The 21,555-nt window shown below is 39.9% G+C and carries 15 protein-coding genes and 1 rRNA gene; 9 read left to right on the forward strand and 7 right to left on the reverse strand.

Annotated elements, in window-relative coordinates; genetic code table 11:
- The first annotated feature begins 243 nt into the window (after positions 1-243).
- Both rrf and KTI79_RS11205 read left to right on the forward strand, forming a co-directional pair.
- Positions 244-358: ribosomal RNA gene (gene rrf / locus KTI79_RS11200) — 5S ribosomal RNA — on the forward strand.
- A gap of 160 nt (positions 359-518) precedes the next feature.
- Complete coding sequence (locus KTI79_RS11205) at positions 519-1,115, forward strand: glutathione S-transferase family protein (RefSeq protein ID WP_086375989.1); 597 nt, start codon at positions 519-521, stop codon at positions 1,113-1,115.
- A 48-nt stretch (positions 1,116-1,163) separates the two neighbouring features.
- Here KTI79_RS11205 and KTI79_RS11210 read toward each other — a convergent pair whose 3' ends face one another.
- Positions 1,164-1,868 (reverse strand): TIGR04219 family outer membrane beta-barrel protein, encoded by a 705-nt coding sequence (locus KTI79_RS11210; RefSeq protein WP_086375990.1) that lies wholly within the window; start codon positions 1,866-1,868, stop codon positions 1,164-1,166.
- Positions 1,869-2,507: 639 nt separating this feature from the next.
- Here KTI79_RS11210 and KTI79_RS11215 point away from each other — a divergent pair.
- The gene (locus tag KTI79_RS11215) at positions 2,508-3,986 is read left to right on the forward strand and encodes a sodium-dependent transporter (RefSeq protein ID WP_086375991.1); all 1,479 of its coding nucleotides are present in this window, start codon (positions 2,508-2,510) and stop codon (positions 3,984-3,986) included.
- Between the two features lie 12 nt (positions 3,987-3,998).
- A complete protein-coding gene (locus KTI79_RS11220) occupies positions 3,999-4,142 on the forward strand; it encodes a methionine/alanine import family NSS transporter small subunit (protein WP_002119126.1) in 144 nt (47 codons plus the stop codon).
- A gap of 40 nt (positions 4,143-4,182) precedes the next feature.
- Here KTI79_RS11220 and rsmB read toward each other — a convergent pair whose 3' ends face one another.
- Both rsmB and fmt read right to left on the reverse strand, forming a co-directional pair.
- The gene (rsmB, locus tag KTI79_RS11225) at positions 4,183-5,487 is read right to left on the reverse strand and encodes a 16S rRNA (cytosine(967)-C(5))-methyltransferase RsmB (protein ID WP_086375992.1); all 1,305 of its coding nucleotides are present in this window, start codon (positions 5,485-5,487) and stop codon (positions 4,183-4,185) included.
- Positions 5,484-6,446, reverse strand: coding sequence for a methionyl-tRNA formyltransferase (gene fmt, locus KTI79_RS11230; RefSeq protein ID WP_086375993.1), 963 nt, complete (start codon positions 6,444-6,446; stop codon positions 5,484-5,486). Before fmt ends, rsmB begins: the two co-directional genes overlap by 4 nt.
- Before the next feature lie 347 nt (positions 6,447-6,793).
- Here fmt and ilvD point away from each other — a divergent pair, with 347 nt between their 5' ends.
- The 3 genes from ilvD to KTI79_RS11245 all read left to right on the forward strand — a co-directional run bounded on the left by ilvD (position 6,794) and on the right by KTI79_RS11245 (position 11,034).
- Positions 6,794-8,623 carry a dihydroxy-acid dehydratase gene (ilvD, locus tag KTI79_RS11235; RefSeq protein ID WP_013196516.1) on the forward strand — a complete coding sequence of 610 codons (1,830 nt, stop codon included), beginning with the start codon at positions 6,794-6,796 and terminating at the stop codon, positions 8,621-8,623.
- Positions 8,624-8,935: 312 nt separating this feature from the next.
- A complete protein-coding gene (locus KTI79_RS11240; protein ID WP_086375994.1) occupies positions 8,936-10,225 on the forward strand; it encodes a hypothetical protein in 1,290 nt (429 codons plus the stop codon).
- Positions 10,226-10,302: 77 nt separating this feature from the next.
- Positions 10,303-11,034: a sulfite exporter TauE/SafE family protein gene (locus KTI79_RS11245; protein ID WP_199964044.1), complete on the forward strand. Its 732-nt coding sequence runs from the start codon at positions 10,303-10,305 to the stop codon at positions 11,032-11,034.
- On the opposite strand, the gene KTI79_RS11250 is transcribed toward KTI79_RS11245, so the two are convergent.
- The 4 genes from KTI79_RS11250 to KTI79_RS11265 form a co-directional block, all read right to left on the reverse strand.
- Positions 11,031-11,933, reverse strand: a complete 903-nt coding sequence (locus KTI79_RS11250) for a LysR family transcriptional regulator (protein WP_086375995.1) — start codon at positions 11,931-11,933, stop codon at positions 11,031-11,033. The genes KTI79_RS11245 and KTI79_RS11250 overlap by 4 nt on opposite strands.
- A gap of 80 nt (positions 11,934-12,013) precedes the next feature.
- Entirely contained in the window at positions 12,014-13,309 is a 1,296-nt protein-coding gene (locus tag KTI79_RS11255; protein ID WP_086375996.1) for a solute carrier family 23 protein, read from the reverse strand.
- A gap of 297 nt (positions 13,310-13,606) precedes the next feature.
- Positions 13,607-16,291, reverse strand: coding sequence for a phosphoenolpyruvate carboxylase (gene ppc, locus KTI79_RS11260; protein WP_086375997.1), 2,685 nt, complete (start codon positions 16,289-16,291; stop codon positions 13,607-13,609).
- A gap of 170 nt (positions 16,292-16,461) precedes the next feature.
- Entirely contained in the window at positions 16,462-17,085 is a 624-nt protein-coding gene (locus KTI79_RS11265; protein ID WP_086375998.1) for a TetR/AcrR family transcriptional regulator, read from the reverse strand.
- Between the two features lie 148 nt (positions 17,086-17,233).
- Between KTI79_RS11265 and KTI79_RS11270 the strand changes: the two genes are divergently transcribed.
- Both KTI79_RS11270 and KTI79_RS11275 read left to right on the forward strand, forming a co-directional pair.
- Positions 17,234-18,340 carry an efflux RND transporter periplasmic adaptor subunit gene (locus KTI79_RS11270; protein ID WP_086375999.1) on the forward strand — a complete coding sequence of 369 codons (1,107 nt, stop codon included), beginning with the start codon at positions 17,234-17,236 and terminating at the stop codon, positions 18,338-18,340.
- Positions 18,337-21,462, forward strand: a complete 3,126-nt coding sequence (locus KTI79_RS11275) for an efflux RND transporter permease subunit (protein WP_086376000.1) — start codon at positions 18,337-18,339, stop codon at positions 21,460-21,462. Before KTI79_RS11270 ends, KTI79_RS11275 begins: the two co-directional genes overlap by 4 nt.
- The last annotated feature ends 93 nt before the right edge of the window (positions 21,463-21,555 follow it).

The raw sequence follows: 21,555 nt of genomic DNA on the forward strand, positions 1-21,555 counted from the left end.
GAAGCATAGTGATATGTGAAGCTGACCAATACTAATTGCTCGTGAGGCTTGACTATACAACACCCAAGCAGTTGTATATGAAGCATCAATCGATTCATAAACATGCAAAGCAACTTGATTTAGTTGAATGCTTAGTTAAAATGAACAACGTAAAATCAGACCAATCAGCCCAATCTGTAAAGATTTGGAAAACGCAACGTATCACATAGTGAATAAAACGAAGCAAGTATCCATACCAGTTGTGCTGGCGACCATAGCAAGAGTGAACCACCTGATCCCTTCCCGAACTCAGAAGTGAAACCTCTTAGCGCTGATGGTAGTGTGGGGTTACCCATGTGAGAGTAAGTCATCGCCAGCTCATTATTCTAAACACCCCCATTCTAATGAATGGGGGTGTTTTTTTATTGCGCGGGAAAAATATATTTGTAGGGAATAAATATAAAATAGTAAGGAAGAGCTGTGCTATAAATAATAAGAAAATTAATCTATTAAGTATGCATAATAAGGGAAGAGCAACTATGATAATTTATGGTGATGTCGGTTCGGGTAATTGCTATAAGATAAAACTATTACTTTCCTTATTAAATATTAATCATAGATGGATCCACGTTGATATTTTAAACAAAGAAACTCAAACAGCTGATTTTTTATCTTTAAATCCTAATGGAAAAATACCTGTATTAGTCCTAGAAGATGGTCGCGTTCTGAGTGAATCGAATGCTATCTTAGGTTACTTGGCTGAAGGAACAAAATTTATTCCTACAGATCCTTTTATTAAAGCCAAAATGTACCAATGGATGTTCTTTGAGCAGTATAGTCATGAACCATTTATTGCAGTTGCTCGTTTTATTAATAAATATTTAGGGTTACCACCAGAAAGAATAGAGGAATACCATAATTTACAGCCAAAAGGCCATAAAGCACTATCTATTATGGATAAAGCTTTAGTAGATCACAACTATCTTGTTGGAGATCAATTAACTATTGCTGATATTGCCTTGTATGCATATACGCATGTCGCGGAAGAAGGTGGTTTTGATTTGGAGCTATATCCAAATATTCAAGCTTGGTGTCAAAGAATTCGAAAATATTTAGGTTATGTAGATATGATTTAAATAAAAAAGAACTCATATAGAGTTCTTTTTTATTTCTGAAACTCTGATTTAGAAATGTGCTTCCAAGCCTACATATGGGCCTTTAAACTCAAATTTAAGGTCATTGTTATCGTAGTCATCTAAGTCGATATTAAGTACGCGATAGCCTGCTGTTAGGCCAAGATCAATTAGTAGGTTATCTGCAAATTTATATTTTACTTCTGCCAGTGCATCTGTAATTCGCGCATCATCAAAGTTTGTATAAGTTGCTTCACCTTTAGCACTTAAGCCTGTAAAAGGTAGTTTTACTTCACCTGACAAATAAGCAATAGGATATGTTTTATCAATATCCACGCGCTTACCTGTGTACGCAGTAATATCACCATTTAATATAGTTGCACCAAGACCAGCATCTACACTTACGATATTATCTAGTAACTCGTAGTAGAGGATAAAATCGCTATGATCTAAATCAACTTTATAATTGGCTTGACCTAAAGTTTCTGATTTAGTTTCGGTATCTAAATTTACATAACGAATTTTGGCATTGGGAATAAATGGAATTGGGTGCTCTACTGCTAATGAGATTTGAGCACTACCTTTTTGGTCTAAGTCTTGATCTTCGGATGATTGAGAAGACATATTCGCTTTACCGTCATAAAACCAGTAACTGACGTCTCCTTTTATTCCTACGAAGTCTGCTTGAGCAAAGCCACTTAAGCCCATCCCGAGCGTTAATAAAGATATTTTTAATATTTTCATTTTTACATCCACATAAAAGAAATCTTTGAGCGCATGATATAGACATCTTGCTACAGATGCATTGATAAAAAATAAAGATCTGAGGTGTGTGAGATGAGTAAATTTTTTATCCTTAAAAAAGTTTATTTATTTCAAAGAATTAATATTTTCTATCTAATTTAAATGAATTTAATCTTTTAGAAAATTTAGTATAAATTTTGTCAATCCTATCGGACTTATTAAATTTTAATTGATAACTGGAGAGTTAAAAATAAATTAGTGGATAAGTTGAGTAATTAAAGGAGCTTTTTTAAGAGTTGGCAGAAAATGTCATTGAACAATAATGTTGAGCTACAAGTAGTAGAACGTAAATATTAGCTGAAAAATAACCAATTGTGAAAAAAACTCAGAAAATTCGTAAAATTTCTGACGGAAATTACAGTAAAAAGAAATAAAAACAGGTATTGTTCAGCTATATAGGGGCAAAAAATGGACAAAAATCTTTAAGGAAGAATTTTCTATTTTTGCTTGTTTGTTAAGGGAATAAAAATACTCAAAAGGTGCTTTTTATTTTCTACAAACACAAAAGTATTTTTTGGTTCTTTTTTTGCATGCGGAATAACAATCAACAATAGCAGTAAAAATAAGTAATCTTTTAACATTAGGTGTTCTATGACAGATTCTCGTGAAAACTGGACGTCACGATCTGGTTTTATTATTGCAGCCGTTGGTTCGGCTGTAGGCTTAGGTAATATTTGGCGCTTCCCATACGTTGCTTATGAAAATGGTGGCGGTGCGTTTCTTATTCCCTATCTATTGGCACTCATTACTGCTGGTTTACCGTTGCTATTTTTAGATTATGCGGTAGGTCATCGTAGTACTAACTCCCCGCCTAAAGCTTATCGTGCCCTATTTAAAGGCGGAGAAACTTTAGGTTGGTGGCAGGTTTGTGTCTGTATTATCATTGGTTTGTACTATGCAAGTGTACTCACTTGGGCTGGTAGTTATGTTTATTTCTCTATTGGCCAAATGTGGGGAAGTGATCCAGAAGGTTTCTTCTTTAATACCTATTTGCAAACCACAAAAGCAACTGGTTTTGATTTACAGTTTGTAGGCCATTTATTCTGGCCGATTGTTGGGATTTGGGCACTTACTTTAATCATTCTTTATGGTGGTGTGAAAAAAGGTGTGGAATTATCAAATAAGATTTTCATGCCTTTATTATTTATTCTCTTCACTATTTTAGTGATTCAATCATTACGTTTACCAGGCGCGGTTCAAGGCTTAAATGCTTTCTTTACGCCGAACTGGTCAGCAATGATGGATTATAAAGTTTGGTTAGCGGCTTATGGCCATACTTTCTTCTCCCTCTCTGTCGGTTTCGGGATCATGGTGACTTATGCATCTTATTTGAAACCAAAAACGAATTTAACAGGTTCTGGTTTAATCGTTGGTTTTGCAAATGCATCAACAGAGATTTTGGCTGGTATTGGTATCTTCGCAGCGCTTGGTTTTATGGCACATGCTGCAGGTACTGAAGTTAAAGATGTGGTGAGTGGCGGGATTGGATTAGCATTTATTGCATTCCCTAAAATTATTTCAAGTTTAGGTGCAGGTGCCGATTTATTTGGCTTCTTATTCTTCTCTTCCCTTTTCGTCGCTGGTATTTCTTCGATGGTGAGTATTTTGGAAGTACCTATTGCAGCAATGCAAGATAAATTGAAATGGGGTCGTAAAAAAGCTGTAACCATTATTGGTGGTGGTAGTGCGCTTGTATCAATTATTTTATTCTCAAGTGTAAACGCAATTAAACTGGTTGATATCGTTGACCACTTTATCAATAACATCGGTATTATTGGCGGTGCTTTACTTTCTATTATTACCGTGGCTTGGTTTAAACGTTCTGCTCTAATGGAACTTCGTGATCACGTTAATCGCATCTCAACTATTCAATTAGGTAAGGGATGGGATTTCACTTTAACAGTCATTACATCATTAATCTTGTTAACTACACTCAGTATGACTGTATTTAATTTGATCAAAAATGGCTATGATACTTATAGTATGAGCTTACAAGGTGTATTCGGCTGGGGCAGTGTGATTTTCTGTGCAGTCGTTGCAATCGTTTTAAGCAAAATGAAAGATCGCTAGGAGAATAGAATAATGAATACTTCAGCAATCGTGATGATGGTAATTTCGATGGTGTTTTTATGGGGTGGCTTGGCTTTATCCATTATCCATTTATCGAAACATCCTGAAGAGTTAGATGACGTTTTAGAAGAAGTAAAAGATCAGCACACACTTTAATGCTGATCGAGTAAAAAAGCAGGCTTAAAGCCTGCTTTTTTTATGCAATTTTTTGGATTTTACAATAATAAAACCCATCACCAGACTGCCCTTCTGGCAGTAATTGTCGGCCATGAGTTTGCTCGATTCCCCAATCAGCTTCAATTTTAATCTCTTTTGCATTTGGATTTTCAGCAAAAAATTTCATCATCTGCTGTTCATTTTCAGCTTTTAAAATTGAACAGGTGATGTAAAGCAATATACCGCCAACTTTGAGTTGTTGCCACATGTGGTCCAATATCTGCTTTTGTAGCTCAATGGTTTGAGCTATATCACTAGATTGGCGTAATAGGCGTATGTCAGGATGACGACGAATAACCCCTGTAGCAGAGCAAGGTGCATCGAGCACAATACAATCTACTGGCTGTGCAGGTACCCATTGAGTTGCATCGGCTGCCAAAATCTCTGTATGACTTTGATCAAGTGCTAAGCGATTTAAGTTCTCAGTTACACGCAATAAACGGCTTGGGTCCTGATCAATCGCAATGAGCTGAGCAGGTTTAAATTTTTCAAGTAAATGAGCAGTTTTTCCACCTGGGGCAGCACATGCATCAACTACTATTTTATCGTTCAAATCTGGCAATAATGTTGCGCAAAGCTGAGCGTGTTCATCTTGTACAGAAAACCAACCTTGTTCAAAACCGGGTAGTTGAGTAATTTGTACAGGTTGTTCAAGAACAATACCTGCCTCAGACAAAGTACATGCACGTGCCTGAATTTCTAAACTCTGTAATTTTGCTAAATAAGCATCGCGGCCAATATGACGCTGGTTCACCCTTAAGGTTAAAGGCGCGACTTGCTTCAAAGATTGGCAGAGAGATTCCGTTTGTTCACCCCAATCCTTTTTTAAGCGTTTGAAAAGCCAACTTGGTAAGCCATGCGCCTGCTGTAAACCTTGCTGAAAGTCATCAGTTTCACGAGTAGCTCTGCGTAAAATTGCATTCACAATGCCGCTGAGTGCAGGGAATCCAAGTTGTTTTGTCGCATCTACTGTTTCTGAAATAGCGGCATGCGCTGCAATACGCGTGCATAAAACTTGATAAAGACCAACATAAAGACAGGTTTCTACTGTCTCATTATTTAAAGGCTTGCTGAGTAGAGGTAGGCTAATTGATTTAAGAGCAAACCATTGGCGCAATGTACCTAAAACAAGTTCGTGAAACAAAGCGCGATCACGCTCTGCGACCTGATTCAGCTGTGTATTTAAAATACTAGCGAGTGATTGGCCTTGCTGAACTTTTAATAATGTCTGGACGACTTGAGCACGCAGGTTAAAACGTGACGAATTTGAGGTAACCTGGCTCATGGCAAAATTTGTCCTACGTGAAGTTTTTGAGTTTGTGCAATTTGTTGAGCGTTTAATGCTTTACCACCCGGCCACTGCACGCTAGTCAGACAAATAAACGTATTTTCACCGCAAGCAACGTGCACACCTTGTTTATCGATTGCAATAATTTCACCAGCTTGAGCATTCGCTTTGCTTTGGCTAGAAACTAGAGAATTCCAGACACGCAGAGCATTATTTTCATCTAACTGAATGAAGGCAACTGGCCAAGGGTTGAATGCACGAATATTTCGGTCAATTTGGGTAGCATCAATTGACCAATCAATACGAGCTTCTGATTTTACAAGCTTATGAGCGTAGACCGTTAAGCTTTCGTCTTGAACTTCGCGTTCTGCCAAATATTTTTGTAGTGTTTCTTCTGACTCAAGTACCGTACAAATTGCTGTTGCACCTTGAGCTGCGAGTTTGTCATGCAAAGTCGCTGAGGTATCTTCGGCTGTGATTGGGCAGTATGTTTTATACATCATATCGCCTGTATCTAAACCGGCAGCCATTTGCATGATGGTGATACCAGTTTCGTCATCACCCGTTGCAATCGCACGTTGAATTGGTGCTGCTCCACGCCAGCGTGGTAATAATGAACCGTGAATATTTAAACAACCATATTTAGGTGTATCGAGCACAGTTTGTGGAAGAATTAAACCATAGGCTGCAACCACCATCACATCTGCGCCTAAAGCTGCAAGTTCTTGTTGAGCTGCTAAACCTTCTTCGGTTGAAGCTTTGAAGTGAAGAGGTTGATAAACAGGGATACCAGGTTCAAGCGCAAGCTGTTTTACGGGAGATGGCGTTAGTTTTTGTCCACGACCCGATTTACGATCTGGCTGAGTATAAACCGCGATAATTTCATGGGAAGTTTTTAATAAAGCCGCCAATGCTGTTGCAGCAAATTCGGGGGTGCCAGCAAAAATAATTTTCACAAATGCAATCCAAAAAGAGTTTAGGCGTAGTATACGTGAAAAACGATTGAAGCCCTAAACTCATGGCGATTGAGCATTTTAGTTTTTAAATAGTGAACAAAAAATTATTGAAAAACTTTTATTGATAAAAAAAGGTTATGAAAAAATAAAAAATTATTCATGTAAGTTTTGCTAAATATTGACTGTCTATTACTGTTCTTGGCTTTCAGAATATTATTTGCTTCTATAGAATGGAGAATGATCAAATTATGATGATGAGTCAATATTCCGACTGATCTAACGCTATATCAGTATCATCCGCCAGAGCGGGAAAAATTCCGCTCAAGCACAACTTGTTGGAAACACTAATGCCTGACTATCGTTCAAAAACATCTACACACGGAAGAAATATGGCTGGCGCACGTGGCTTATGGCGTGCAACAGGAATGAAAGATGAGGATTTCGGCAAACCGATTATTGCGGTGGTCAACTCATTTACCCAATTTGTGCCGGGCCATGTACATCTTAAAGATCTAGGGCAGCTTGTCGCAGCAGAAATTCAGGCAGCAGGTGGTGTTGCTAAAGAGTTCAATACGATCGCAGTAGATGACGGGATCGCAATGGGGCATGACGGCATGCTTTATTCATTACCATCACGTGATTTGATTGCTGATTCAGTTGAATATATGGTGAATGCACATTGTGCTGATGCAATGGTATGTATTTCTAACTGTGACAAAATTACTCCGGGAATGCTCATGGCTGCGATGCGCCTGAATATTCCTGTTGTTTTCGTGTCTGGCGGACCAATGGAAGCTGGTAAGGTTAAGTTCCGCGGTAATGAAAAAGCGATTGACCTTGTTGATGCAATGGTTGTTGCGGCTGATGAAAGTTATACAGACGAAGAAGTTGAAGAATTCGAACGTTCGGCATGTCCAACCTGTGGTTCATGTTCAGGGATGTTCACTGCAAACTCAATGAACTGTTTAACCGAGGCTTTAGGTCTATCTTTACCGGGTAATGGTTCGATTGTTGCGACACATGCAAACCGTAAGAAACTATTCTTAAAAGCAGGCCAACTTATTGTTGAATTGGCTAAGCGCTATTACGAACAAGAAGATGCAAGTATTTTACCTCGTTCGATTGCAACAAAGGCTGCATTTAAAAATGCGATGACCCTTGATATTGCAATGGGCGGTTCAACCAATACCGTTCTGCATTTATTGGCTGCGGCAAGTGAAGCAGAAGTTGATTTTACAATGGACGATATTGACGAGTTATCACGTCGAGTTCCTGTATTGTCGAAAGTAGCACCTGCAAAACAAGACGTTCATATGGAAGATGTTCATCGTGCTGGCGGTATTATGGCTATTTTGGGCGAACTTGATCGTGCGAAGTTGCTTGACGTATCTGTACCGACTGTACACGAGAAAACTTTAAAAGATGCGTTGGATAAGTGGGATATTATTCGTACTGAAGATGCAGACGTTTATGAATTCTATCGTTCATCACCAGGTGGTGTTCCAACTCAAGTTGCATTCTCGCAAAATCGCTATTATTCAACGTTAGATGGCGACCGTGAAAAAGGCGTTATCCGTAATGCAGAACATGCATTCTCTAAAGATGGTGGTTTAGCTGTTCTATACGGCAACATTGCGCTTGATGGTTGTATCGTGAAAACTGCAGGCGTTGATGAATCAATCTTGAAATTTACGGGCACAGCACGTGTATTTGAAAGCCAAGATGCAGCTGTAGATGCAATTTTGGGTCATGACATTAAAGCTGGTGATGTTGTTGTGATTCGTTATGAAGGTCCACGTGGTGGTCCAGGCATGCAAGAAATGCTGTACCCAACTAGCTATCTTAAATCGAAAGGTTTAGGAAAAGACTGTGCATTGGTAACAGATGGTCGTTTCTCTGGTGGTTCATCAGGTCTTTCGATTGGTCACGTTTCACCAGAAGCAGCTGAAGGTGGTGCAATTGGTTTGGTTGAAGATGGCGATACCATTGAAATCGATATTCCAAACCGTACCATTCACTTAAACGTTGATGATGCGACTATGGCACATCGTCGTACAGTGCAAGAAGCGAAAGGCTGGCATCCGAAAGAAGAACGTAAACGTAAAGTATCAAAAGCGTTAAAAGTTTATGCAATGCATACAACAAGTGCAGCGAAAGGAGCTGTACGCGTTCTATAAAATATTCAATTTTAATAATTGATTAGGAATCATGCACCCTTTAACACGATGAATTGCTATCATGTTAAGGGTGCATTTTTCATGTCTGGTAAAAAAAATCAGCTTGTAGAAAAAGGTGTTTTTAGATCATTCTATGGGTTTGCCATAAAATGGTGATAAAATCTTCACCTACGTAGAAACTTGCTAAAAACATGACTTATTTTCTGCGTGAACTAAGGTAGTTATATTTCAATCTCGACTACTGTTTTACCTTGCATTATGATCAAAACAATCTTTGATCTCGCTTAGGATTTATTTTTAGAGGCACAACTCATGTCACTGCTACGCCGTTGGTTTGACCCTATTCGATCGAGCTGGTTTTACCAAAAGCCTTCTCGTCAAGCGGTGTTACCCACGGAAAATGGTTTAAGTATTTATTTACGACTTGATGATGTGTATAGCTATTTGGCTGTTCAGCAATTGTCTCAGCTAGATGAAATTTTAAGTGATGAACTTAAGCCTTTAAAAATTATTATTTCCCATACGGCTTCTGAACCTCCAAACAGCATGTCGCATGAAGAGTGGCAGAATTATTGTCTGAATGATGCCAAGATATTAGCCAAACAACATCGTTTCGGTTTTGATGAATTTCCAGAAATCCCAAGCCCAGAATCTTTAAAACAAGCGGCAGTCATATTAAAAAGAACCCCATTACAAGGTCAGAATTTCTTCCATTTACTAGAAGATATTTTCCACATGCTTTGGCAGCAACAATATGGAAAGTTGCGTACTTTACATGCTATGGCAGTTAAACATCAGCTTCCTCAACATTTTTCAGAACGCATTTTTACGGATGAGCCTGTACCTGCGGCATACTTTGAATTTGGTGGACGTAAATATCACGCAGTAGATGATTTATTACGTTTAACTCGTCGTCTGAAGCAGCAAAAGTTACTGACGGGCAATCCAATTTTTTTAATTAATCATATCGAATGGCGTGAACATTTGATTAATGATGCTGAAGCACTTACCGAGATTCAGACCCTTCATCCTGAGCTTGATATCTATATTGCTTTAGAAGATCCAATGAGTTGGCTGTTACTTGCCTATATTAAGGAAGAACTGGCTGATTATTATGATATTCAACTAAAAGTTTACCCTTTAAGTTATCAAGGTCGAGACTGGTTTGACTGGAGTTTGGCGACACGTGTTTCTAAACGAACAGGTGTGGCCTTTACACCATTTTGTCGCCCTACTGAGGAAAGCACATTAGAGATGGCAAAGCTTTTCTATAGTGTGCAAGAGAATCAGCAAATCGATACAATTTTTACGATATTGCAGGCAGTTTGGACAAAAGGAAAAGATTTATCTTTCTTAAAACATTTCCAACAGTTACAGCAACAACTTGGGATTGAGCAGCTAACCGACCAAGATGTGCAATCTGTTTTGGAGCAGAATGATGCACTTTGCAAAGACAAGCATCAGCCTGATTTGCCAGTTTTAGAGCTGCGTATTGATGGTCAGAGCTACGTATTTAATAGCTTGTATCGTGTATGGATGATCGAAAGTATTTTTAGCAATGTATTAGAAGAGAAATATAAAACAGCCTCAACTTTTAATTGAGGCCTACTTCTAAAAACAAGAATAGGGCAATACCTGTTTTTTCCGTAGCATATCCTTTAAGGAATCGGAGATAAACAGTGACTTTTTTAGCAATTATTATGGTGGTCTTTGCCTTCGCTGGCATGATTAAAGGCATGATTGGTTTAGGATTGCCCGCAGTATCTATGGGCTTACTGACCATCGCAATGAGCCCTTTTCAGGCAGCTTCTCTTCTGATAGTTCCTTCAATGGTCACCAATGTCTGGCAACTTTTTGCTGAAGGACATGTCTGGGCTTTTATTCGCCGTTTCTGGACGTTGCTTGCGGGCATTGTTGTGGGCTCAATATGGAGCTTTCTACCCACTTTAAGTCAAAGTCATGGGCATAGTAGTGAAATTTTATTGGGCTGTATGTTGGCCTTATATGGACTCTATGGTCTGTGCGTGAAGAAACTTCCACACTTAGGGAAGTATGAACGTTGGCTATCACCGATTATTGGATATATCGGCGGGGCAGTGACTGTAGCAACTGGTGTCATTATTATTCCAATCGTTCCTTATTTGCAGTCTTTACATTTAAAGCGTGATGAGTTGGTTCAGGCTTTAGGACTAACGTTTACTGTCTCTACCATTTGTCTTGCAGTCTTTTTACACCACAACCCTATGTCGGGAATGACATTGGATTATCGTTTATCTTTTGCTGCATTATTGGCGGCTCTCGTTGGAATGTGGTTAGGTAAAAAAATCCGTTATCGGTTAAATGAGCAGTTATTTCGCCGTATCTTTTTTATAGGTTTGGTGTCATTAGGTCTTTATATGATTTTGCATTAAGCCAATTTTTCAGGACGATGCTGCAATAAAAAATCTGCAAACTGTTGGTAACTGCTAGGCAGCTGGTTAAAATTTTGGGTCGCCAAAAGTAGTTTGCGATTTGCCCACGCGCCTTGCAGTTGAATGGAATGAAAATTGTAGTTTGATTGCAAACGCTGTGCGGCACGAGCTGGCATAATCGCAATTCCGACACCTTTGGCGACTACCTCAGCAATCGCCCCAAAATTAGGTAAGCGCAAACGGTACTGTATGTTAAAGCCCAATAGCTTAGCTTGAGTTTCGATGGACTGTTGCAACGAATGGTGGGGTTTAAGACCAATAAAACCATAACTTAAAGCCTCTACCAAATTCAGCTCTTGGTGTTGAGCTAAATTGTGAGTAGGAGGACAAATCAGAACTAATGGATCACTAGCAAATTCCTTAGTTTGCAAATGGCGGGTATCAAAAAAACTTGAGACCAGCCCAAGATTTGCAACTCCTTGCGTTAATGCCTCTACAATTTCTGAACTTTCTGCCTCGTGTAAATCAATGTTCATTTCGGGATGAAGCACCAAATATTGTGGTAATAACGGAGGCAAATATTCACTTTGTGCGGAAGAGTTACACCAAAGTGTTAATGCTTCTGTTGTCGGCTGTCTGAACCGCTGCATTTCTTGTTCGAGTTGATCTTTTTGAGCTAAAAGCTGACGAGCATGCTCTACAAATGCATGTCCAGCTGTGGTGAGTTCCACTCCCGTCGTGTGGCGAATAAATAAGGGCGTTTCAAAATATTGTTCGAGTTTTTTGATGCGTTCGCTGGCAGCTTGAAGTGAAATTGCAGAGCGGTCTGCACCTTTGGTTAGGCTACCCGTAGAGACAATATGAAGAACCAGCTGTAAATCAAAAAAATCAAAACGCATGACAGGGAACGTATTGAAGGCTAAAAAGTCATCATACTAAATCGTAATAAAAAAAGGCAGCTTGCGCTGCCTTTTTGAATTTAGATTTTATCTTTTAAACTAAACAGCCAATTTAAAATAATGGCTGCAAAAGTTGCGGTACCAATACCACCTAAATTGAAGTTACCGAACAATAATTCAAAGTTACCGGCACCTAAAATAATCGTGACTGAAGCAACAATTAGATTTTTATTGTTAGAAAAATCAACTTTGTTTTCAATCCAGATTTTTGCACCGGCAATGGTAATTAAACCAAACACGACAATAGATGCACCTGTTAAAACAGCACTTGGAATCGTACTAATTACCGCACCAAATTTTGGAGATAAACCCAAGAAAATGGCGAAGACACCAGCGATGACGAAAACAATGGTTGAGTACACACGAGTGACTGCCATCACACCAATGTTTTCGCCGTAAGTGGTCATCCCTGGAGCGCCGACACTACCAGAAAGCGTTGTTGCCAAACCATCTGCAACAAATGCTTTACCTAATTGTGGAGTCAAGTTTTCACCAGTCATCGCGCCAACAGCTTTAATATGTCCTAGATTTTCTGCTACTAAGATGAGCGCAACTGGCGCAATAATTAGCATAGCATTCGTGTCAAAAGTAGGATGCGAAAAGCTTGGAATCCCAAACCATGCGGCTTGTGAGATCTGGCTAAAATCGATTGGTTTACCTAAACCTAGCCCATTGGTGGTGAGGGCATAAATCACATAAGCCAAGATCAAACCAATCAACAGAAGCAAGCGTTGCAACAGGCCACGAGTAAAGACTGCAATACTACCCATACAAAGTACGGTAATTAAGGCCATCCACATTTCAAATGGTTGGCCTGCAACACCTTTAATCGTAACAGGAGCAAGGTTCAGACCAATAATCATCACAATGGCGCCAGTCACGACAGGCGGCATGAGTTTTTCAATCCAGCGTGTACCCGTAAGCATCACAATAAAACCGATAATGGCATAAAAAACGCCACATGCTACGATTCCACCTAAAGCCATAGATAGATTTGGATTGGCACCTGAACCTGTAATATGCCCAGTTGCAGCTGCAACCACCCCAATAAAGGCAAAACTTGATCCTAAATAACTCGGAACACGACCACCTGTAATTAAAAAGAACAAGATGGTACAGATGCCAGACATTAAAATAGCAAGGTTAGGATTAAAACCCATGAGTAAAGGTGCTAAAACAGTTGCTCCAAACATGGCAAATGCATGTTGAATACCCAAAACAGCACTTTGAACGGGTGGGAGATATTCATTGGTAGAGACTGGCCGATGGTCAATATCACCTTGGTAAGGCTGCCATTTTGGAAACCAATTGGACATAAAATAAGCTCATTATTCTTTAATTGCTGCCATGATACTCTTTCTTGAGAGTGCATTTAATCTCTACAGAGAAGTATATGAGTGAAAAGTAATTATTTTTTAACGATTGGTATAATTTTAAAAAAACTAAATGTGCGTATTTAGTTATTTTTTTCTCATAAATATTAATTTTATGATTTTTAAAAAATATTCAAAAAAATAGAAAATCGGGGAAAATTTAAGAAAAATAGAGAATTTTGTAAGTAAAAAGCAGCACATCAAGATGCACTGCTTTATAAAACAATTGGTAAAATTAGCTTAGCCTGTATTACGTAAGCCAGCAGCGATACCCGCAATACTCACCATAAGTGCATGGTCAACAGGGGTGTTTTCTGCCTGACGCTCAGCAAGATAATCACGACGACGCTTCATGAGTTCAGCCTGTAAAAGATGCAAAGGAAGTAAGTATGGTTTACGAACCTGCATAGATTGATCAAGAACCTCGTTGTTACTCAGAAGCTTTGATTCATCTTTCAATTTAAGTAGCGTTTCAACAGCATCTTTTAGTCGTTGACGTAATTGATTACCGAGCACTTTTAAATCTTCATCTTCAGTCAAATGAGACTCGTAATAGAGTGCAATGTTGGCATCGGATTTAGACAATACCATTTCCAGCATATCAATCAGCGTCTGGAAATAAGGCCATTGCTGGAGCATTTCATCAAGCGTTGCTTTTTGCTGATCGGCAATCACTTCATTAATTGCTGCGCCAGTACCTAGCCATGCAGGTAACATCAAACGGATTTGTGTCCAAGCAAATACCCATGGAATCGCACGTAAAGACTCAATGCCGCCACTCACTTTTCGTTTTGCAGGACGCGAGCCTAAAGGTAACATTTGTAATTCAAGCTCAGGGGTAACCGTACGTAAATACTTCACAAAATGTGGGTTTTCACGAACTGTTTGACGGTAGACCTTAACAGAATGATCAGTCATGCGGTTCATGAGTTCACGCCATTCAGTTTTAGGTTCTGGTGGTGGTAATAAGGTCGCTTCAAGTGTTGCTGCGGTATAGATTTCAAGGTTTTGCATGGCAATACCTTCTAGACCGAATTTGAAGCGAATCATTTCACCTTGTTCTGTGACACGGATTGCCCCAGAAATTGAACCAGGAGGTTGCGAGAATAGAGCTTGTTGGGTTGGTGCGCCACCACGGCTAATTGAACCGCCGCGACCGTGGAATAATGTCAACTGTACGCCGTGTGTTTGAGCAATTGCTGTTAGCTCTTCTTGAGCACGATATTGCGCCCAGTTGGCAGACATGAAACCAGCATCTTTTGCAGAGTCGGAGTAGCCAATCATGACTTCGTGTTTACCCTGAATGTGCTGTTTATACCAATGCATATTGAACAGCGTATTCATGGTAGTTGCAGCGCCATCTAAATCTTTTAAAGTTTCAAATAGAGGAACTACACGTAAAGGGTGTTGAATACCTGCTTCTTTTTGCAATAACAACACAGCTAAAACATCACTTGGATATTCAGCCATCGAAATAATATATGCCCCTAAGGATTCAGGCGGTTGGTCTGCCAAAGTACGCATGGTTGCAAATACTTCTTGAACATCTGGATGACCAATTAAACTGCCCTCAGGTTCATTAATATATTTCGGTAAAAGCGGGCGCTTACTTTGTAATTCTTGAATGAGGAAGTTTTGGCGTGCTTGCTCAGTCCATGATTCAAAATTACCTAAACCTAAATATTCAGTAATTGCTGAAATTGCTTGGCGATGACGGCCTGATTCTTGGCGAATGTCGAGTTTAAGTAGTTCAATACCAAAACAGTTCACACGATAGATGAAGTCGAGAAGCTGACCATTCGCAATTTCAGGTAGGTTACTGTCGATTAAAGAACGGTAGCACAGCAATAAAGGCTGTAAGAGTTCGTCTTTGCTTTTAATGACATTGCTGTCGTCTGCTTCTAAGCCTTGTAAACGCTGAGCTAACCAGTGGCGAGTTGCTTTTAAACGCTCGCGTGTTGCACGTAAATATTCACGATAAGGTTCTGCATGTTGGCTACCAATTGCTTGAATCATTTCTTCAGAACAAGTCTGGATTGAAAGTTCCCAACGTAAATTTTCGATATCTCTTAAATAGAGGTCGGCAGCTTGCCAGCGTGATAACCAGAGTACTTCTTGGGTAATTTGATGAGTAACATTTGGGTTACCATCTCGGTCTCCACCCATCCAAGATGCGAAACGTACTGGTGCAATATTAAGTGGTAAATTGAGTTGACAGTTTTCTTGAACTAATTCATTTAACTCGCGAATGAATTTAGGTACAGCATTCCAAAGTGTTTGCTCAATTGTGGCAAATCCCCATTTTGCTTCATCGACTGGAGTAGGGCGGTGCTGTCTAATTTCATCTGTTTGCCAAGCTGAACTAATTTGTTGCTTTAAGTTCGCAAGTGCACTTTGACGTTCGCGTGGAGTAAGTTTTTGCTGATCAAGTTGTGAGAGACAAGCATTGATATCATCATATTTTTGAATGAGGGTACGACGACTCACTTCAGTTGGGTGCGCCGTAAGTACTAACTCAATCTTAAGATCACAAATTTGCTGGAACAGTTTTTCTGTTGAAATACTTTTATCTTTAAATTTTTGAAATAAGTGAACAAGCGGATTCGGAGAGTTTGCATCCGAATCAAATTCTGCCTGTCTGCGGCTACGGACCACATGATATTGCTCGGCAATATTGGCAAAATTGAGGAAGTGAGAAAAAGCGCGGGTGAGAGGTAATAGCTCTTCATCGGGCAGTTCTAAAAATAATTGTTCTAATTGCTTTTCGGCTTCAGCTTGACCATCACGTGCACCTTTGGCAAGAGCACGGATTTGCTCGATCTGATTAAACAGTTCTTGTCCTGCATGTTGTTTTAGGGTTTCACCTAACAAATTACCAAGTAAGCGGACATCCTCACGCAGTGGCGCATCGATTTGCTGAACCATGCTATTTTCTCCTGTTCTTATTCTTATCGAATATAGCGCGATTAACAAACATTCCAAGCTTTGAGCGTAAGAAAATGTGAATTTTTGCTTAAAAAATAACATTTAATTCACTTGTAGTGTCTTAAAAGCTGGCATGCACTCAGCGTAACTTTTGACAATCGGACTTTGGTTTAACTCCCATATTTGAGTAAGAATAAATGAATTGCATCGCGAATAATTTGCTCTAGCTCCTGAGCATTTGGGGCAGCAGTAATGCCCAGTAAAACCTTGTGATGACGTACACCAAGCAATAAAGACAAAAGAAGCTCGGTTTGATAGGTTGGGTTATCGGCTTGGATAAAACCTAATTCAGCCGCTTTTTGGAAGAATGCGGCTAATTGATTTTGCAGTCGAGTATGTGATGCATCAAAAAACTGTAGGGCGAGTGGGCTCTGTTCTGCTGCAAGCTCTAATAATACGTGATCAAGCTTTAATGCTTCAGGTGAATAAATAATCTGCAAAGCACGTGAACATACGATAAAGAGTGTTTGATAGAAGTCTGCTGATGTATCTAAGTCAAATTGTTTAGTATCCAGTGTCTCTTCACAAGTTTCTGTAATCGCACAGATAAATAGATTCACTTTATCTTGAAAGTGGTTATAAACCGTGAGTTTAGTAACGCCGGCTTCCTGTGCAATCTGGTTCATGCTAGTACCGTGATAACCGGATTTTAAAAAAATAGCTTTCGCGGCTTGTAGGATACGAGCACGCTTTTCCAGATCTTTGGGGCGACCACTTTGATTAACTGTTTGCACAAAATCCTCTAATAAAAGTTTAAAAAAATAAATATTTATAAGTTTTTTTTAATTAATGTACCCATAGGTATATTAATTAAAAAACAAACAAACTATGATGCAAGCATATTGTGCCTTAAAAAATCAGTTTGAATAAGAGCGATAAGATATGAATCTGTTAAAACCTCTCATCATGAGTATGGTGATTGTTTGTACGGTCACATTAATGGGATGCAGTAAAGAAGCACCCAAAACAGAAGAAATACCCTATGTGATGGTGGCGCAACCATTAACCACACTCAATGAACAAAAAAGCTATGCAGGGGATGTGCAGGCTAGACAACAAACGGCTTTGGCATTTCGGGTTGGTGGACAAGTTACTGCACGCTATGTGGATGTAGGCGACCGAGTTAAAGTTGGACAAGTATTAGCAAAACTCGATGTGGCAGATGCGCAGTTACAATTAAATGCTGCTAAAGCCCAACTGGATAATGCACAGGCTTCAGCGAAAACAGCAGCAGATGAACTTAAACGTTTTCAACAATTACTCCCTATTAATGCAGTGAGCCGTTCGCAATTCGATACGGTAAAAAATCAATACGATGCGGCACAAGCGGCACTACAGCAAGCTCGTTCTAATTATGAAGTTTCTGCCAACCAAACTGGTTATAACCAACTCGTTTCTAATAAAAACGGGGTAATTACTGCGCGAAATATAGAAATTGGACAAGTGGTTGCAGCAGGACAAGCTGCTTATCAACTTGCAATTGATGGAGAGCGTGAAGTTGTTATTGGTGTTCCTGAACAAGCGGTTACCGAGATTAAAGTTGGTCAAGCCGCTTGGATTACCTTGTGGTCTAAACCGAATGAAAAATTTGCTGGTTATGTACGTGAAGTTTCTCCTGCAGCGGATCAGTCTCGTACTTTTACAGTCAAGGTAGCACTTAAAGAAGGTCAATCTGTTATTCAGCTTGGACAAAGTGCACGTGTATTTTTTAGTTCGACTCAAACCAATGTGATGAGTGTGCCACTTTCGAGTGTTTCAGCAACAGATAATCAGCCTTATGTATGGGTCGTTAATGCGAACCAGACTTTGCGTAAAGTACCTGTTACGGTTGGTGCATATGGCAAAGATAGTGTACCTGTATTATCTGGCTTGGCTCCAAATGATTGGGTTGTGATTGGCGGTGTACATTTGCTACGTGATAAACAGAAGATTCACCCGATTGATCGTGAAAACCGTGCGGTGAAAATTCAGGGAGCAACCCAGCCATGAAATTCAATCTCTCGGAATGGGCGTTAAATAATAAAGGTATCGTCTTTTATTTTATGCTGTTACTTGGCATTATCGGCGCGATCTCTTATTCAAAACTTTCACAAAGTGAAGATCCACCATTTACCTTTAAAGTTATGGTTGTACAAACCTATTGGCCTGGAGCAACAGCGAAAGAAGTTTCAACGCTGGTGACTGACCGTATCGAAAAGGAACTCATGACAACAGGGCAGTATGACAAGATCATGGCTTACTCCCGCCCGGGTGAGTCGATGGTTACGTTTGTTGCCAAGGACTCGCTGACATCGGCACAGATCCCTGACGTTTGGTATAACGTCCGTAAGAAGGTGAATGATATTCGCCATGAACTGCCAAACGGTGTACAAGGCCCATTTTTTAACGATGAATTTGGGGACACTTTCGGTAATATTTATGTATTGACAGGCAAAGACTTTGATTATGCACTTTTGAAAGAATATGCAGATCGTTTGCAATTACAGCTTCAACGAGTCAAAGATGTCAGTAAGGTCGAATTGATTGGTCTACAAGATCAGAAAATCTGGGTTGAGATTTCTAACACTAAAGCGGTACAGCTCGGAATTCCAGTTACAGCGATTCAAGAAGCCTTACAAAAGCAAAATAGTATGGCAAGTGCAGGTTTTTTTGAAACAGGCACAGACCGTATTCAAATTAGAGTAAGTGGTCATCTACAAAACATTGATGAAATTAAAAAAACACCTTTATTGGTCGGTGATAAAACCATTCAGCTTGGTGACGTCGCTGATGTCTACCGTGGTTTTAGTCAACCTGCTCAGCCACGTATGCGTTTCATGGGTGAAAATGGTATTGGCATTGCTGTTTCGATGCGTAAAGGCGGTGACATTATTGCCCTTGGTAAAAATTTAGAAACAGAATTTGCCCAATTACAAAAGACCTTGCCACTCGGCATGAAATTGCAAAAAGTTTCTGACCAACCTGTAGCAGTACAACGCAGTATTCATGAGTTTGTGAAGGTACTCGCTGAAGCAGTCATTATTGTCTTGTTAGTGAGTTTTTTCTCTTTAGGCTTCCGTACGGGATTGGTGGTTGCTTTTTCTATTCCTTTAGTTTTAGCAATGACCTTTGCCGGTATGAGTTTATTCGATGTCGGACTGCATAAGATTTCACTTGGTGCTTTGATCTTGGCGTTAGGTCTGTTAGTCGATGACGCGATTATCGCCGTTGAGATGATGGCCATTAAGATGGAGCAGGGCTATAGCCGAATTAAAGCCGCCGGATTTGCGTGGAAAACTACCGCATTTCCAATGTTAACCGGCACCCTCATTACTGCGGCAGGTTTTTTACCGATTGCTACGGCTCAGTCTAGTACAGGTGAATACACGCGTTCTATCTTTCAGGTCGTGACCATTGCTTTATTAGTATCTTGGATTGCAGCAGTTCTATTCGTACCTTATTTAGGTGAAAAGCTATTACCAGATTTTACTAAGTTAGGACATCAGGTGCCTTGGTATGTTCGCTTATGGGCAAGATTAACGAAAAAACCGCAACCGCAAACTGTGGCAATTTCACAGGACCATCATTACGATCCTTATCAATCTAGTTTCTATTTACGTTTTAGAAAGATGGTCGAGTTTTGTGTGACCTATCGTAAAACCGTGATTGCAACGACGGTGGGGATTTTCGTGCTATCTGTACTTATGTTTAAGATGGTACCTCAACAGTTTTTCCCACCTTCAAACCGCGCTGAGATTTTAGTCGATTTAAAGCTTGAAGAAGGTGCTTCTTTAACAGCAACAGAACAAGCTGTGAAAAAGGTTGAGAACTTCCTGTCTAAACAAAAGGGTATTGATAACTATGTGGCCTATGTAGGGACAGGTTCACCACGTTTTTATTTACCTTTAGATCAGCAATTGCCGCAAGCCAGCTTTGCTCAGTTTGTTGTACTCGCATCATCACTTGATGATCGTGATGACATTCGACGCTCGTTAGAAACACAAATTAAGCAATTACTTCCGCAAGTCCGTACACGTGTGTCATTACTCGAAAATGGCCCGCCTGTTGGTTACCCATTGCAATATCGTGTGTCAGGTGAAGATTTAAATCTGGTACGTAAAGAAGCGCAGCAAGTCGCTAAAGTGATCAGCGAGAACCCGAATACCACCAATGTGCATTTAGACTGGGGCGAACCAAGTAAGATTATTTCTATTCAAATTGATCAAGACCGTGCTCGACAAATGGGTGTCTCTAGTCTGGATTTAGCGAACTTCATTAATGCATCAATTACAGGTAGTGCGATTGAGCAATATCGTGAAAAACGTGAACTGATTGAAATTCGTTTACGCGGGGACCAAGCAGAGCGCGTTGAAGTGGCTTCACTGGCAAGCTTAGCTGTGCCAACGAACAATGGAACCACTGTACCTTTAGCTCAAATCGCGAAAATTGAGTATAAGTTTGAAGATGGTCTGATCTGGCATCGTAACCGCTTACCGACGATTACTGTTCGCGCAGATATCCGAACTCAACTACAGCCAGCTACAGTAGTTGGTGAGTTAGCTGAATCAATGGATAAGTTACGTGCTGAATTGCCAAGTGGCTATCTAATTGAAGTGGGTGGAACCGTAGAAGAGTCTGCACGTGGGCAAAATTCTGTGAATGCGGGTATGCCACTCTTTTTGGCAGTGGTCATGACATTACTGATGATTCAGCTCAAAAGCTTGTCTCGTTCGACGATTGTGCTGTTAACAGCTCCACTGGGGTTAATTGGTGTTGTTTTATTCTTACTGTTATTTAACAAACCATTTGGCTTTGTGGCCATGTTAGGCACAATTGCGCTCTCTGGTATGATCATGCGTAACTCGCTTATTTTGATTGATCAAATTGAGCAGGACCGACAAGCTGGACATCCAACTTGGGAAGCAATTATTGAAGCGACAGTGCGTCGATTCCGTCCAATTATTTTGACTGCTTTAGCCGCAGTTCTGGCCATGATTCCACTTTCTCGAAGTATTTTCTTTGGTCCGATGGCTGTTGCAATCATGGGTGGATTGATTGTTGCCACCTTACTGACATTATTTTTCCTACCTGCACTCTACGCAGCGTGGTTTAAGGTGAAAAAAACCGCATAAAATACATAAATTTTTTGTGAATAAAGGTGCGAAATATTGAAAACTCCAATATAGTAGCACCTGTCTTTACACAAAAAATACAGGATTATTTCA

It is taken from the genome of Acinetobacter sp. WU_MDCI_Abxd143, assembly GCF_025514195.1.
Classification (GTDB): domain Bacteria; phylum Pseudomonadota; class Gammaproteobacteria; order Pseudomonadales; family Moraxellaceae; genus Acinetobacter; species Acinetobacter pittii_H.